Genomic DNA, 15,417 nt, shown 5'->3' on the forward strand with positions numbered 1-15,417 from the left:
TCCGCTGGGACGCTGACCTGAGCAATGGAGTACTGCAATGAGACTTGTTTCGCTGGTCGTTGGCCTCGCTGCCGCATCTGTGGCAACCGCGGCGTCCGCCATGCCGATCAACCTGACCGGCACTTACACGTGTATCCAGATGTGTCGTGGCGGCAATGTCGGTTTTCCCGCTTACGTCACCCAGAACGGCGAGTCGCTGAACCTCGTCACGGAGACCGGTGAATCCTTCCGCGCATGGCCCGATTGGTCGGCGCCAAACAGCCGCATCTGGATCGATGCGCGCGACGAGAGCGCGGTCTACTCGCCCGATGGCATTCGGATCCAGTTCGACGATGGCCGGGTGTGGCAGCGTAATCTTCCGCCGCCGCCTGTCGTGGTCCGCCGCGCCCCGGCGGTATACGTGCCGAGATAGCGGAGCGCCACCATCGCATGACGGACTCGTAGGGTGGGCAAAGGCGCGTTGCGCCGTGCTCACCCCCGCGATTCCCGATTCGAATTTCAAACAGCCGCTCCGTCAGTCAATGCCAGCCAACGGGTCCGCACGAACGCGCGGCCCGATGACAGGCTCCGCGAAGCAATCCAGATTGCTTCCGCAGCGGCAGCGGCTTCGTCGCTCCGCTTCTCGCAAATGACGGGACATAATCCCGCATTCCCGCGGCACGAAATGCCCGAGTGATGCATCGTGGGTCACCCTCGAAAGTGAAGAGGGCGCAGGGAATGCCGGGCGCCGTTGCACCCGCGGTCTCGTGTGCAGCAACAATCAAGAGAACGCACACGAGTTCAACACAGGTACAACCGAACACGTCCGGCATTCCCCGCGCGATGTTGGACGACTTATTCCGTGCTCTCCTCGGCGTACCGGGCTTTGTAGTCACCGTCGCCCGCAATCAACTCGCGGACTTGACACCAGCATCGGGGTGTCGGGACCACACGGCTTCGTCGAACGTACCGAACGCGCTTCGTCCTTGCGCGGCGACAGCGTCCATCGCAACCCGCCTCACGTGTCGTGACGATTGGCCGAACGTCCCTCGTGTCGAGGCGGGATGGCGCCGAATGTATTTCTGATTTGCCGATTTCGACAATATCGAAATAGTGCGACAAAGTAGCGCGACGGGCAATTTGTGCATAACGGCCATGCCGAATGGCCCTTCCGGGTCGTCGGTGCGAGGCGGGATCCGCCGAACCAATCGTTGGTTTCTGAAAGGCGGAGACGAAATATTTTTTCGCGTTGCGGCTGGACAGGCCAAATCAGCTTGAATCGGATCGCGAAGTTCGCCTTTTGGCGCAGGGGTCTGGCGGCATTTTGCACGCGCAAGTCACGCCATAGCGGCCAAATCGAGCCGATTTTTCCGGCCGACGGGCGAATCAGTCGCCTGCCGGGCAGCCGACCGCACCGTCTTGCATTGCGCATCTGATGTGCTACTGATATGTCAGATGGGATTGGGTCTAGGGAGGACACCATGGAGCTTGCTTCGACGCCGATGAACGAGCGGCAGCGCAAGTACCGGGAGAATTACCGCGAGCGCGTCGCCGGCTGGTACAATGGCTGGCTGCACATCGCGCTGATCTACATCATCGGCTTCACGGCGCTCTACGTCTATCTCGCCAACGTCCATGACGTGCGCTGGTGGGAATACCTCACCATTCCCGTCGTGTTCCTGTCCGCCAATTTCTTCGAATGGTGGATTCACCGCTACGTGATGCACCGCCCGTCCAATTTCGCCGTGTTCCGCGCGATCTACAGCCGGCACACGCTGATGCATCACCAGTTCTTCACCGAGCAGGAGATGCGTTTTGCCGATCATTACGATTGGCGCGTCACCTTTTTTCCGCCCTACGCGCTGGTGGTGTTCACCTTCATGTCGATCCCGCCGGCGATCATCTTCGGCCTGTTGATCTCGCTGAATGTCGGCTGGCTCCTGATCACCACCACGACCTCGATGTACCTGATCTACGAGTTCATGCATTTCTGCTGCCATGTCGACGAGAACTGGTTCGTGCGCGTGACGCCGTTCGTCAACACGATCCGGCGCCATCACACCGCCCATCACAACCAGTCGATCATGATGGAGCGGAACATGAACCTGACATTCCCGATCATGGATTGTCTGATGGGCACCTCCGATCTCAATCGCGGCCTGCTCGGACACGTCTTCAACGGCTACGATACGCGCGATGTGAAGACCGACATGCGCAAGACCGCGCGGACACCGCGAGTCGCGTCGTCTACGGTGCCTGCCGAATGAATCATCTCGAACCGAACGTGACCGCGCTGTCCTGGTTCGTGCTGCTGTGGAGCGTGTGCTGCCTCGCGTTCTTCCAGCTCGCTGGCATGTATCCGCTCCGGGCAAGTGGCCGGGGGAAGGCACGCAATCCCGCGCCGCTGGTGCTCGGCAATACCGCGATCTGGCTTGCGCTGCTTGCCGCCACGCTTGCCTTTGCGGTTGCCGAGTTGCGCTGGACCACGATCATCGTGGTCGCCGGACTCCTGTTCCTGTTCATTCCCGAGCTGTTCCAGGCCGTTTCGGCCCGCTTCCGCGATGGACGCGCGGGGCTTGCGGTCGCGGCCGGGGTCATGGTCACCGCACTTGTCGCGCTGATCTTGATCGGCGCGCGGCACGCGTGGGAGATTTGAGGAGGAGACGATGCCCCATCATGTCAAATTGCTGCTGTCGCTGGCCTGGCTGCTGACCGCGCTGGGTGCCTATTTGTTCATGGTCCATCTCGGCCAGATCGGACCGAGCTATGCGGTCGCTTTCCTGGGCGTGTTCGCGGTCATCGCGATGTGGGTGTTTCCGGAAGTGCAGAAGAAGAAGTCGAATTCACTGAGATAGCCCACAGCCGTGCGGAGGGGAGGCGATGAAGAGATACACGGGGGAACGCACCATCGACGGCATTTTGGTGCTTGTAGACGGCAAGCCACTGTCGCCCCACTATGCTCTCTTGAAGCTCACCGACTATGGCTTTGAATGGAGCTACGAGGGGCCGGAGCCGTCGCAGCTTGCGTTCGCGCTTTTGTTCGATCATCTCGGCGATGCCGAAGCAGCCAAGAACGTCTATCGCAGCTTCATGCAGCGCATCGTCGCCAATTTCGACAATGATTGGGAGATGACCAGCACCGACATCGACCAGGCGATTGCAGCGCTCCGCGGCGGCCGGGCTGCGTAGCAAGTCAGAGTGAGTCTTGACCAGAACGATTTTTCCGCACCTTCCGTCCACCTCTCCCCAGCGGGGAGAGGTGGACCGCAGGCACCGCAACGATTCATCGACGTCACCATTCACTTCTGTCCCTTAGAAAGAATACTTCATGCCATTGCAATATCGTGCCGCCGTGCTGCGACAGAGCGGGACGCCGCTTTCGATTGAACAGGTCACGGCCGGCGATCCCGCGCCGACCGACGTCGTCGTCAGAGTCCGCGCCGCCGGGCTGTGCCATACCGATCTCGAAGTGATCGATGGCTCGCTGCGTTATCCGTTACCGATGATCCTGGGGCACGAGGCGGCGGGCGTGGTCGAGCGCGTTGGCGCCGAGGCCGGCAATGTCAGCGTCGGCGACCATGTGATCCTGTCGTGGAATCCGCATTGCGGCCATTGCTTCCAATGCGACCGCGGCCAGCCGATCCTGTGCGACACGTATCTGGGCGAGGGGCCGCGGGGTTTGCATTTCGACGGGAGATCGAAGGCAAACTTCGCCGATGGCAGCGCGCTGCAGCATCTGATGTTCCTCGGCGCCTTTGCCGAATACTGCGTCCTGCCGGCGCAGCAGGCGATCGTGGTGCCGACGGAGATCCCGTTCGACCGCGCCTGCCTGATCGGTTGCGGCGTCATGACCGGCGTCGGCGCCGCGCTCAATATCGCCGACATCGCCCATGGCGACACCGTGATGGTGATCGGCTGCGGCGCGGTCGGCCTTGCTGCGCTGCAGGGTGCGGTGATGGCTGGCGCAGGCGCGGTGATCGCGGTCGATCTCGACGATGCGAAGCTGTCGCTTGCGACCAAGCTCGGCGCGACGCACACGGTCAACGCCAGATCGCAGGATCCGGTCGAGTTCGCGCGCTCGGTGACATCCGGCCGCGGGGTTGACGTCGTGCTCGAAGCCGCCGGCCACCCATCCGCGTTCCGCCAGAGCACGGAGGCCGTGCGCGTCGGCGGCGAGGTGATCTGGCTTGGCAAGATCGATGTGGCGAATGACGTCTCTTTCCGCTGGGGCTCGCTGATGGGCGAGAAGCGCCTGCGGCGCTCGAGCTATGGCGGCGCGCGACCCTTGCGCGATTTTCCGTATCTCGCGCGGGCCTATCTCGACGGCCGCCTGCAGCTCGACGAACTGATCACCGCCCGCATGAAGCTCGAGGACATCAACCGCGGCTTCGACGATCTGCGCGCGGGCAGGTCGATCCGGACCGTGATCGAGTTTTAGAGCACCGCTGCATTCTTTCACCTCGCCCCGCTTGCGGGGAGAGGTCGGAATTCAAGCGGAGCTTGAATTCCGGGTGAGGGGGCCATCCACGAATTCTTCACCCACCGTTTACCCGGATAGAGCCCCTCACCCTGACCCTCTCCCCGCGAAGAGCGGGGAGAGGGAAACGAGCTACAGCGTCGAGCGCGCGAAACTTTCGATGTAGTCGATCAGCCGATCAGAAGCCTCTGCCGCGTTGTCCGGCTCGCGTTTGGCGATGGCTTCGGCCACTACGGCGTGCAGGCGTGCACAGAGCGGCAGGTCGGCGGCCTCTTTGTAGTGCTGGTACCAGAAGCGGCGCGACAGCCCATGCATCAGGCCCATCGAGCGGCTTGCAAATTCGTTGCGCGCGGCGAGCGACACCAGCGTGTTGAACTGCTGGTCGAGCCGCATGAACGAGATGTCGTCCTCATGATCGGAGGCGCGGTACATCCCGGCCGCGATCTCGGAGAATTGCCTGCGCTCGTCCTCGCTGGCGCGCTCGGCGGCGCTGCGCGCCATCAGCCGCTCCAGCGCGCGGCGGACCTCCAGGAGCCGCAACTGCGAGCGCAGGTCGATGTCGGAGACGAGCACGCCGCGCCGCGGCAGGATGTTGACGAGGCCGTCGCGCGACAGTCGCTGCAGCGCCTCGCGGATCGGCGTGCGGCCGATGCCAAGCCGGCTGGCGAGCACAAGCTCCGATAGCACGGTGCCCGGCGGGAGCTGCAAGGTCACGATCAGCTCTTCGATCTCGGCGTAGGCCTTGTCGGTCAGCGTCACGTCGCCCTGCACGAAGGTCGAACCGCCGCGCTTGCGCCGCTTGCCGGCAGGCGAGGGGGATGCGGCGCTGCGCTTGTCGGCAGCCGCCGCCTTCAGGAATCGGGATTTTCTTACCTCGGCCATCCGTCCGTTCCATCCTACGCTGGTCAATCACCGGTACACGACAGATATGTCACCGGACTCGCAGCGATGCAACGTTTCGTGGTTTCGTAGGATGGGTTACGCCTTCGGCTAACTAATCCACCCTTGTGGTAGCGTCGTCCAGAAGCCTTGCGCCAGCTCAGGCTCGGCCGGATGCTAAGCAACCTTTTGCTCTTCCGCCGACCCGCCGCGCAGGTCCTGGAAGAACTTCTCCACCTCGCGCGAGAGCGTGTCGGCGGTGGTGGCAAGGTCGTCGGAGGCGGCGAGCACGGAAGCGGCAGCCGCATTGGTCTCGCCGATCGCTTCGCGGAGCGAGTTGATATTGTTCACCAGCGTCTCGTTGCCTTGGGCCGCCGACTGGGCGTTGGCGGAGATCTCGCGGGTCGCCTGGTCCTGCTGGCCCACGGCGCCCGCGATCGTGGTGGTGATGTCGTTGATCCCGCGCACCGCGCCGCCGATCTCGCGCACGGCGTCGACCGCATTCCTGGTCGAAGACTGGATCATGCCGACATTCTGGCCGATCTCTTCCGTCGCCTTCGCTGTCTGGCCGGCCAGCGCCTTCACTTCGTGAGCGACCACCGCAAAGCCGCGGCCGGCATCGCCCGCACGCGCCGCCTCGATGGTGGCATTGAGCGCTAGGAGATTGGTCTGCTCGGCGATCGCCTGGATCAGAGTCAGCACCCCGTCGATCCGTTGCGTCGCAGCCGCCAGGCTCTCGATCTCGGCGATCGATTTCTCAGTGCGCTGGCCGGTGTGCTCGACCGCGGCGGCCGAATGGCTGACCTGCCGGCCGATCTCCTGCACCGAGGCGGACAGCTCTTCCGCCGCGCCGGCGACCGCCGAGACGTTGCCGGAGGCTTGCGCAGTGGCGCCTGAGGCCGCCACAGCGCGCTGATTGGCGTCGGAGGTGACGCGGTTGATGGTCTGCGCGGTGTTGCGCATCGCCGACGCATTGTCCGTCAGCGCATGCAGCACCGCGCCGATCGCCTGGCGGAATTCCTCGACGGAAGCTTCGACATGCCGGCTGCGCTCCTGGCGCGCCGAAGATTGCTCCGAGACCTGCGCGTTGAGCTTGCGGTTGCGCTCCATCGCCTCCTGGAAAACCTTGATCGCGCGGGCGAGTGCGCCGATCTCGTCGCTGCGCGCCGTATGCGGCACCTCGACATTTTCGGCGCCTTCTGCAACCTGCTTGATGGTCGTGGTGATGACGGACAGGGGACGGGCGATCGAGCGCGCGATGATGATGACGCCGACGACCACCAGAGCCAGGGCGATGCCGCCGAGGCAGGTCAGGACGAAGGAAAGCTGGTGGTTGGCGTCGGTCTCTTGCACGATGCGCCTGGCGCGCTCGGCATAAACCTTGGAGAGTGCCTCGAGGTCCTTGTTCAGCGCGGAGCGGACCGAGCGGTTGGCGTCGTTGTCTCCCCATTCACGCCCCGCGGCCGGGCTGATCTCGTAGGCGCGGCGCACCAGCTCTTTGCGGAAGTCGACGAACTGCGCGATGCGCTTCTTGAAGGTCGCGAACTGCTCGGCGTCATCGGCCTGGACGATGCCTTCCCATTTCGTGACCACGCCCATGATCTTGTCGTTGAACTTGAGCAGCCCGTCGCCGAATTTCTTTACCTTGGCGGGCTCGGTCGACATGTAGACGCCGCGCGACTCCATCACCACCGCATAGACCAGCGAATTGACCCGCTCGACATTCAGCGCGGCGAGGTTGGCGGTCTCGATCGCCTTGGTCAGCTCCGCGGCCATGCGGGTGTTGTGATCCGACAGCACGGCGATCGCCGCGGTCAGAAGCGCGAACAGCGCGAAGATCGAATAGAGCCGTGCCGCCAGCGAGAGCCTGGATGCCATGATGCCTGACCGAACCTGAATTTTGTGATGTCAGTCCCTACGTCCCCTCAGCAAGACCCCCAGGGGGAGCGCGTCGTCTGTCCAAAAATTATGCGTAATGTTCATGGATAAAGTCTTAATCCGCGGGCTTCCGAGCTACGCAACGCGTGCAGGAATTGCCTATCGGAATCAGATAGTTGCAGCATGATACCGGCGCCCGGGTCAGGCTTGCGCGAGGGGTGTGTCATCTCTTCGCAACATCGTCTCTCAAAATGGCCGCCTCCGGCGTAGGGTAGGGACCATGGTCTATCGCCACACCATCGATCAGACGACTTATGCCTTCGACGGCCTGCGCGACTTGCTGGCCAAGGCGAGCCCGCCGCGCTCGGGCGATCGTCTGGCGGGGGTTGCGGCCGATAGTGCGGAACAGATGGTCGCGGCGCGGATGGCGCTCGCCGATGTCCCGCTGACGCAATTCCTTGAGGAAGCCGTGATCCCCTACGAGCAGGACGAGGTCACGAGGCTGATCCTCGATGGTCATGATCGAGACGCGTTTGCGCCGGTCGCGTCGCTCACCGTCAGCGCCTTCCGCGATTTCCTGCTGTCGGACGCGGCAACCCCCGAAGCCTTGACGAAGCTTGCCCGTGGCATCACGCCGGAAATGGCGGCCGCCGTCTCGAAACTGATGCGCAACCAGGACCTGATCCTGGCGGCGAAGAAATGCGAGGTGACAACGTCCTTCCGCAACACCGTCGGCCTCGCGGGCCGGATGAGCACGCGGCTGCAGCCCAATCATCCCTTCGACGACGCCAGGGGCATCACCGCCTCGATCCTTGATGGGCTCCTGCTGGGCTCTGGCGATGCCTGCATTGGCATCAATCCGGCGAGCGACGATCCCGCCGTGATCGGCAGCCTGCTGCGGCTATTGGACGAGATCATTGTCCGGCTCAAGATTCCGACCCAGGGCTGCGTGCTGACGCATGTGACGACGACGCTGAAATTGATCGGCGAGGGGCTTCCGGTCGATCTCGTCTTTCAGTCGATTGCAGGTACGGAAGCCGCCAACCGCTCGTTTGGCGTCGACCTAGCCTTGCTCGGTGAAGCGCATGACGCCGGCCGCTCGCTGTCGCGCGGCACGGTCGGCGACAACGTCATGTATTTCGAGACCGGGCAGGGCTCCGCGCTCTCGGCCAATGCCCATCACGGCGTCGACCAGCAGACGCTGGAAGCGCGCGCCTATGGCGTGGCGCGGGCCTATCGTCCGCTCCTTGTCAACAGCGTGGTCGGCTTCATCGGCCCGGAATATCTTTACGATGGCAAGGAGATCATTCGCGCCGGTCTGGAGGATCATTTCTGCGGCAAACTGCTCGGCCTGCCGCTTGGGGTCGACGTCTGTTACACCAACCATGCGGAAGCCGATCAGGACGATATGGATAACCTCCTGACGCTTCTCGCCGCCGCCGGCGTCACCTTCATCATGGGGGTGCCGGGAGCCGACGACGTGATGCTGAACTACCAGTCCACCTCGTTCCACGACGCCCTTTATGTCCGCGACCTCTTCGGGTTGAAACGCGCGCCGGAGTTCGACGACTGGCTGGTGCAAGCGGGGCTGGCCGACGCCGCCTTCCGCCTTGTCGGAAATGCGGGGCTGCTGCCCGATTTTGCGTCGCGGCTGATCGACCGCACTGCATCTAAAATTTGAACTTTAGCAACCAAAATCGCGACCAAACGTTAGCTTGGCTCGCCACAATGTTGAGGAATTTGTAGCCGAATTTTGTGGCCCATGCTTACGTGATCTTTGACACGTCGTTTGCCGGATTTGCCAGCGTTGTTGCAGAGGAAGTTTGATGAGAGCTGACGGCATCGACACGTCTCGCCGGATTTTGTGCGTCTTCCCGCGATACACGTCCGCGTTCGGCACCTGGGAATACGCCTATCCCCTGACCGACGGCGTCAAGGCCTTCATGCCGCCGCAGGGCCTGCTCGTGATCGCCGCCTATTTGCCGGAGCATTGGCAGGTCCGCTTCGTGGACGAGAACCTCCGTCTTGCGACCGATGCGGATTTCCAATGGGCGGAAGCGGTGTTCGTCAGCGGCATGCATATCCAGCGCCAGCAGATGAACGACATCTGCCGCCGGGCGCATGCCTTCAATCGCCCGGCCGCGATCGGCGGCCCCTCGGTCAGCGCTTGCCCGGACTACTATCCCGCCTTCGACTATCTGCATGTCGGCGAGCTCGGCGACGCCACCAATGAGCTGATCGCGCGACTTTCGCGCGACACCTCGCGTCCGCGCGAGCAGGTCGTGTTCGCGACCAAGGACCGCGTCGCCATGAACGACTTTCCGCTTCCGGCCTATGAGCTGGCCGAGGTGAGCAAGTACCTGCTCGGCAGCCTGCAATATTCGTCAGGCTGCCCCTATCAGTGCGAGTTCTGCGACATTCCCGGGCTTTACGGCCGCAATCCGCGGCTGAAGACGCCGCAGCAGATCATCGCCGAGCTCGACAAGATGCGCGAATGCGGCATCGCCGACACCGTCTATTTCGTCGACGACAATTTCATCGGCAACCGCAAGGCCGCGCTCGACCTCTTGCCGCACCTCATCGAGTGGCAGAAGAAGCACAGCTATGTCACGCGGTTCGCCTGCGAGGCGACGCTCAACATCGCCAAGCGGCCCGAAATTCTCGAAAAGATGCGCGAGGCCGCCTTCCATACGATTTTCTGCGGCATCGAGACGCCCGATCCCGACGCGCTGAAGGCGATGCACAAGGACCACAACATGATGGTCCCCATCCTGGAGGGGGTCCGGACCATCAATTCCTACGGCATGGAAGTCGTGTCCGGCATCATCATGGGGCTCGATACGGACAAGCCCGGCACCGCGGACGCGCTGCTTGCGTTCGTCGACGAATCGAAGATTCCGCTCCTGACCATCAACCTGCTGCAGGCGCTGCCAAAGACACCGCTGTGGGACCGACTGGAGCGCGAGGGACGCCTGATCCATGACGAGGATCGCGATTCCAATGTGAAATTCCTGCTGCCTTATGACGAGGTCATCGGCTCCTGGAAGCGGTGCATGGCGATCGCCTATGAGCCGGCCCGGCTGTTCGCGCGTTACGACCATCAGTGCGACTACACCAATGCCAATCGGATGAAAGTGCCGATTGCGCCGGAAATGAAGAGCTGGAAGAACATCCGTCGCGCGCTCGTCATGCTGCGCAACATCTTCTGGAAGGTCGGCGTGCTCGGCCCCTACAAGCGCGAGTTCTGGAAGTTCGCACTGCGCCGGCTGCGGAAAGGTGATGTCGAAGGCCTGATCGCCTCTGTGCTGATCGGCCACCATTTGATCATGTACGCGCGCGCGGCCTCGAGTGGCCGGCAGAATGCCTCGAACTACTCGCTCCGCCTGCGCGAGGCGCAGATGCCGGCCGAGTAATCCTTTGAAGCAACCTTCGCCGTCGCGATCGGTCACGGACCTGCGGGAACTGACGCCGGCGCGCGTGGCGCTCGGCCGCTCCGGCGCGAGCCTGCCGACCCGTGCCTTGCTCGATTTCACGCTCGATCATGCGCGCGCCCGCGATGCGGTGCATGCCGACTTCGATGCGGCAGCGCTCGCCGGCGCGCTCGGCGCGCTCGGCCTTCGCGCCATCGAGGTCTCAAGCCGCACCGAGAGCCGCCGGCAATATCTCGCCCGGCCCGATCTCGGCCGCAGGCTCGATGACGCATCGGTGCAACGTCTGCGGAGCCTGGATGCCGCCGGCCAGCTCGCGATCGTGATCGGCGACGGGTTGTCGCCAACCGCAGTGAATGCGCACGCGGCTCCGCTGATGCGCGAGCTCAAGCTGCGCCTCGAGGCCGACGACGTGGCCATCGGCGCCGTTGTCATCGCCAATGGCGCGCGCGTCGCACTCGGCGACGAGATCGGCGAGATCGCTGGCGCCGGCATGGTTGCCGTGCTGATCGGCGAACGTCCGGGCCTGTCGGCGCCCGACAGCCTCGGCGCCTATCTCACCTTCGCGCCCCGGATCGGCCTGACCGACGCCAGCCGCAACTGCGTCTCGAATATCCACGGCAACGGGCTCACCTATGACGAGGCCGCGTTGAAGATCGCATGGTTGATCGGGCAGGGGTTTTCCCGGGGAATCACCGGCGTGGGGCTCAAGGACGAAAGCGGCGACGCAACGCCGCCGCGCCTCGCCGATAAATCCACGCGAACGTGACAAATCTGCCACTTACGAGGCGCGAATTGGCCTATTACGCGTTGATTTCGACAACGCGCCCGCGCTTGCGACAAAGGGTGCGAACCTGCTAAACGTCGTCCCCGCGATTTTCCGTCTATTTTCAAGGGTTAGCGCCGGCCAGATGACGGTCTTTCGAGGTCATTCGCGCGTTCCCTAAAACCAAGCTATCAGACCGAGCCGACGTGAGAACTGGACAGAGCATGCTCGAGAAAACCCGCGACAATGAAATCCATGTCGAGATGGTCGAGGAGCCGCCTGCCAAGAGCATCGCGTTCGGCCTGGAGCGGCTCGGCCTGATCCCGATGAAGGCGCCGATCCTGTCCTGCATCATCCTGGCGCTGCTGATCGTCGGCGCACTGTTCGGCATCCAGCGCATCAAGATCGACGACTCGCTCTCGCAACTGTTCCGATCCAATACCAAGGAATACCATCAATACGAGGAAGTGACGAAGAAATTCCCGGCAGAGGAGTTCGACGTTCTGGTCGTGGTCGAAGGCAAGGACCTGCTCGCCCGCGATAACCTCGAGAAGCTTCGCGACTTCGTCACCGATCTGCAGCTCGTCGACGGCACCCGTGGCCTGGTCTCGCTGTTCTCCGCGCGTCAGGCGCCCGCGCCCGGCAAGCTGCCGGCGGCGCTGTTCCCGTCCGAGCTGCCGCAGGGCGCCGACTACGCCAAATTCATCGAGACCGTGAAATCCAACGAGATCATCCGCGGCAAGCTGCTATCGGAGGACGGCACGCTCGCGCTGATCGTGCTGTCGCTCGAGCCCAAGGTCGTTGCCAGCAGCCAGCTCGGCAAGGTGGTCGGCGACATCCGCAGCCTGATGAAGCAAGACCTCGGCGACACCGGGCTGAAGGTGGAATTGTCCGGCGTTCCGGTGATGCAGCTCGAGATCCGCAACGCGGTCGAGCGTGACGGGCTGACCTACAACATCCTCGGCATCCTGGCGGGCTGCATCATCGCCATCATCTTCTTCCGCAAGATCTCCTTCATGGTGGTGGCGGCGTTCCCGCCCTTGATTGCGATCCTGCTCGCGCTCGGTGGCCTCGGCTGGGCCAATTTCAACCTCAACATGTTCCTGAACGTGATGACGCCGCTCATTATGGTGATCAGCTTCTCCGACTCCATGCAGCTCACCTTTGCCGCGCGCGACCGCCTGATCGCCGGCCAGGACAAGGTAACCGCGTTCAAGAACGCGGTGCTGGTGGTCGGCCCCGCCTGCGTATTGACCCATGGCACCGCCGGCATCTCCTTCATCGCGTTGCAATTCTCCAATTCGGACCTGATCCGCAAGTTCGGCGAGGCCGGACTTGCCGCAACCATCATCGCGCTGATCGCGGTGTTGTCGCTGGTTCCGGTTTTCGGTGTGCTGTTCGTTCGCAACGAGAGGGTCTTCGCCGCCAAATTCCAGAGCGCGGACGCCGGGGTCCAGGCCTTGCGCAACTTCTGCTACTGGATCGCGGTGCGGATGGTAAGCCGGCCCGGCCTGTTCAGCCTCATCGCCGTGCTGTTCGTGGGCTCGCTTGCCGGCATCTACGCGAATCTGCAGCCGCGCTATCGCCTCGCCGACCAGGTGCCCGACAAGCGCCAGGCGGTTGCTGCCAGCAATCGCCTCGATGCGAAGCTCACCGGCGCCAATCCGGTCAACGTGCTGATCACGTTCCCCAAGGGTGAATCGCTCTATTCGCCGGAGACCTTGCAGACCATCGCCGACGTTCACGCCACGGTCGAGAAGACCGCGGGCGTCGGCAACGTCTGGTCGCTGGAAACCTTGCGTCGCTGGCTCGCCGAGAAGGCCGGCTCGAGCGACGTCGCGACGCTGAAGGAATATGTCAACGTGATCCCCGAGCATCTGGTGCGGCGTTTCATCGACAAGGAGCAGGATGCCGTCGTGGTCGCGGGCAGGGTACCCGACCTCGATTCCAGCCAGCTCTTGCCAGTGATCAAAAAGCTCGACCATGAGCTCGACGCCGTGCGCGCCAAGCATCCCGGCTATGAGATCGCCGTGACCGGCCTTGCAGCCATCGCCGCGCGCAACTCGGCCAACATGATCGAAAAGCTCAATCGCGGCCTCACCATCGAATTCGCACTGGTGGCGATGTTCATCGGGCTGGCGTTCCGCTCCTGGGTCGTGATGTTCGCCTGCATCCTGCCCGGCATCTTCCCGGTGGTGCTGTCCGGCACGGTGCTCTATGCGCTCGGCGAGGGACTGCAATTTGCGAGCGTGGTCGCGCTCACCGTGTCGTTCGGCTTGGGGCTGAGCGCCACCATCCACTTCCTCAACCGGTTGCGGCTGGAGAGCAAGCCTGGTGTCACGTCGGCGGTCGCGGTCGAGCGTGCGACCGTGCTGATGGGACCTGCGCTGATTCTGACCACGGTGGTGCTTGCGTGCGGCCTCGTCGTCACCGTGTTCTCCGATCTGCCGTCGCTCAGGCTGTTCGGCTGGCTCAGCGCGTTTGCGATGGTGGCGGCTCTTGTCGCCGACCTCTTCATCCTGCGGCCGACCGCGATGTGGCTGATCAATCTGTCCGAGAAGCTCCGTGGCGGCCGTACGGGCAACGCGCTCGGTTGATATATCTCTTCGCGCAAGAAAGAAGCCCCGGCCCGATTGCATCGGGCCGGGGCTTTGTGCGTTGACGATCCGCCTGCTTAGCTTTTGCGCGGACTAGCCCTTCACCATCGTGATGTTGACGCCGCGGATTTCGCCCTTGGATGAAATCTGCACGGTCTGCTTGCTGCCGTTGGTGCGCAGCGTGAGGCTCGCTGCAAAGCCGTTGGCCTCGACGAACACGTCGATCTGGCCGCCACCGGCGGTGCCTTGCAGATTGCCGAAGATGTTGCGGCTTGCCTCGCTCCAATTGCCCGAGATGCGGTTGCCGTTGGAGGTGACGTCGCTGGTGAGGTCGAACTTATAGCTGTCGCTCGCGCAGCGAAGCTGTTGCTTCAGCCCCAGGCCCGTGCCGTTGACCCTGTAGTCGGCCTTGCAGCGGATGCGTTCGGTCGTTCCGTCGGATAGCTTGACAGTGCCGGTGCCCGACCATCGGCCGTCGAAGCCTGCAAACGGACCGGACGATTGGGCGTAGCCTGCCGACGCCGACAACATCAGTGCGGCGCCGACACCCGCGGCCTTGATCGCCTGTCCAAGCAGGCTGGAGCCAAACAGATTCATATCGAGTTTTCCCATTAAAATGACGTTCTTCACGAAGATACGTCTCGCCGCATCGAAGGTTTAGTGTCGCCGTCCAGTGTTAGGTTCAAATGACAGCACGCGCCCGTCTGCGCGGATTCCGCAAGTGCAGCGATCATCGCTGAACCTGCATCGCCTCGTTTCCGCCGCGAAATCGGCAAAACCAGACCTTCTCGGATGATTTGCAGGCGCCGATTTAAAGGCTCGTCATGCAGCCATGCAACAGCCAAATGAAAAAAATCGGCCGCGGCAAATAATGTCCTAGTATCAAAAACTTATATGTGTCAATGAGCCCGCTCCCGAAGACCTGAGGCCGAACATTCCGGTCGTCGCAAATTTGGCCGCATTTGCCGGCGCTTGTGCGGTCACGGCCGCTTGCGGCGCCCGCAACCTGGACCAGCCTTCTCGGCGCGCCCTGGCGCAATCCGGGGCGGATTGGCCTGCTCTGAGAATGAAAGAACAAGATGCGTAAAACTCTCCTGGCTCTCACCCTGCTGTCGCTTTCCGTCTCCACTGCAGCCTTCGCACAAGGCGGGCGCGGCTCGCCCGAGGAACAGAGGGCCTGCACCCGCGACGCGCAGCGCTTCTGCCGCCCCGTGATCGATCAGGGTGATCTCGTGGTCCTGTCCTGCCTGAAGGACCACCGCGCCAAGATCAGCCGGGCCTGTGACACGGTGCTCAAGACTCACGGTCAGTAAGCGCACTCCGCCGGATCGCGAGAGAGGCCCCCGGACAGCATTGGTTTTGGCGGCGTCTTCCCCTATATGGGAGGCGCCCTGAAACCTGTTATTCGCCAGT

The 15,417-nt window shown here is 63.0% G+C and carries 14 protein-coding genes; 11 read left to right on the forward strand and 3 right to left on the reverse strand.

The window, feature by feature from the left end; all coding sequences use genetic code 11:
* Positions 1–37 precede the first annotated feature (37 nt).
* The 6 genes from VKR55_RS09655 (at position 38) to VKR55_RS09680 (ending at position 4,417) form a co-directional block, all read left to right on the forward strand.
* On the forward strand, positions 38–412 hold the full coding sequence (locus VKR55_RS09655) for a hypothetical protein (RefSeq protein WP_324402246.1): 375 nt from the start codon (positions 38–40) through the stop codon (positions 410–412).
* Positions 413–1,460: 1,048 nt separating this feature from the next.
* Positions 1,461–2,246 carry a sterol desaturase family protein gene (locus VKR55_RS09660; protein ID WP_324402248.1) on the forward strand — a complete coding sequence of 262 codons (786 nt, stop codon included), beginning with the start codon at positions 1,461–1,463 and terminating at the stop codon, positions 2,244–2,246.
* A complete protein-coding gene (locus VKR55_RS09665) occupies positions 2,243–2,635 on the forward strand; it encodes a hypothetical protein (RefSeq protein ID WP_324402250.1) in 393 nt (130 codons plus the stop codon). The genes VKR55_RS09660 and VKR55_RS09665 overlap by 4 nt, the downstream gene beginning before the upstream one ends.
* A 10-nt stretch (positions 2,636–2,645) precedes the next feature.
* Entirely contained in the window at positions 2,646–2,834 is a 189-nt protein-coding gene (locus tag VKR55_RS09670) for a hypothetical protein (protein ID WP_324402252.1), read from the forward strand.
* Between the two features lie 25 nt (positions 2,835–2,859).
* The gene (locus VKR55_RS09675; RefSeq protein WP_324402254.1) at positions 2,860–3,168 is read left to right on the forward strand and encodes a DUF6166 domain-containing protein; all 309 of its coding nucleotides are present in this window, start codon (positions 2,860–2,862) and stop codon (positions 3,166–3,168) included.
* Positions 3,169–3,307: 139 nt separating this feature from the next.
* Positions 3,308–4,417, forward strand: coding sequence for a Zn-dependent alcohol dehydrogenase (locus VKR55_RS09680; RefSeq protein WP_324402255.1), 1,110 nt, complete (start codon positions 3,308–3,310; stop codon positions 4,415–4,417).
* A gap of 171 nt (positions 4,418–4,588) precedes the next feature.
* Here the strand turns inward: VKR55_RS09680 and VKR55_RS09685 are convergent, their stop codons facing one another.
* Both VKR55_RS09685 and VKR55_RS09690 read right to left on the reverse strand, forming a co-directional pair.
* The gene (locus VKR55_RS09685; protein ID WP_324402257.1) at positions 4,589–5,338 is read right to left on the reverse strand and encodes a GntR family transcriptional regulator; all 750 of its coding nucleotides are present in this window, start codon (positions 5,336–5,338) and stop codon (positions 4,589–4,591) included.
* Between the two features lie 174 nt (positions 5,339–5,512).
* Positions 5,513–7,213: a methyl-accepting chemotaxis protein gene (locus VKR55_RS09690; protein WP_324402259.1), complete on the reverse strand. Its 1,701-nt coding sequence runs from the start codon at positions 7,211–7,213 to the stop codon at positions 5,513–5,515.
* A 280-nt stretch (positions 7,214–7,493) separates the two neighbouring features.
* Between VKR55_RS09690 and VKR55_RS09695 the strand changes: the two genes are divergently transcribed.
* The 4 genes from VKR55_RS09695 to VKR55_RS09710 all read left to right on the forward strand — a co-directional run bounded on the left by VKR55_RS09695 (position 7,494) and on the right by VKR55_RS09710 (position 14,004).
* Entirely contained in the window at positions 7,494–8,894 is a 1,401-nt protein-coding gene (locus tag VKR55_RS09695; protein WP_324402261.1) for an ethanolamine ammonia-lyase subunit EutB, read from the forward strand.
* A gap of 145 nt (positions 8,895–9,039) precedes the next feature.
* Positions 9,040–10,626: a B12-binding domain-containing radical SAM protein gene (locus VKR55_RS09700; protein ID WP_324402263.1), complete on the forward strand. Its 1,587-nt coding sequence runs from the start codon at positions 9,040–9,042 to the stop codon at positions 10,624–10,626.
* 4 nt (positions 10,627–10,630) lie between these two features.
* The gene (eutC, locus tag VKR55_RS09705) at positions 10,631–11,410 is read left to right on the forward strand and encodes an ethanolamine ammonia-lyase subunit EutC (protein ID WP_324402265.1); all 780 of its coding nucleotides are present in this window, start codon (positions 10,631–10,633) and stop codon (positions 11,408–11,410) included.
* Between the two features lie 221 nt (positions 11,411–11,631).
* A complete protein-coding gene (locus VKR55_RS09710) occupies positions 11,632–14,004 on the forward strand; it encodes an efflux RND transporter permease subunit (protein ID WP_324402267.1) in 2,373 nt (790 codons plus the stop codon).
* 93 nt (positions 14,005–14,097) lie between these two features.
* Here the strand turns inward: VKR55_RS09710 and VKR55_RS09715 are convergent, their stop codons facing one another.
* A complete protein-coding gene (locus VKR55_RS09715; RefSeq protein WP_324402269.1) occupies positions 14,098–14,601 on the reverse strand; it encodes a hypothetical protein in 504 nt (167 codons plus the stop codon).
* A gap of 482 nt (positions 14,602–15,083) precedes the next feature.
* Here VKR55_RS09715 and VKR55_RS09720 point away from each other — a divergent pair, with 482 nt between their 5' ends.
* Entirely contained in the window at positions 15,084–15,317 is a 234-nt protein-coding gene (locus VKR55_RS09720; protein WP_324402271.1) for a cysteine rich repeat-containing protein, read from the forward strand.
* The last annotated feature ends 100 nt before the right edge of the window (positions 15,318–15,417 follow it).

The sequence above is a fragment of the Bradyrhizobium sp. genome, assembly GCF_035309285.1.
Lineage (GTDB): Bacteria > Pseudomonadota > Alphaproteobacteria > Rhizobiales > Xanthobacteraceae > Bradyrhizobium.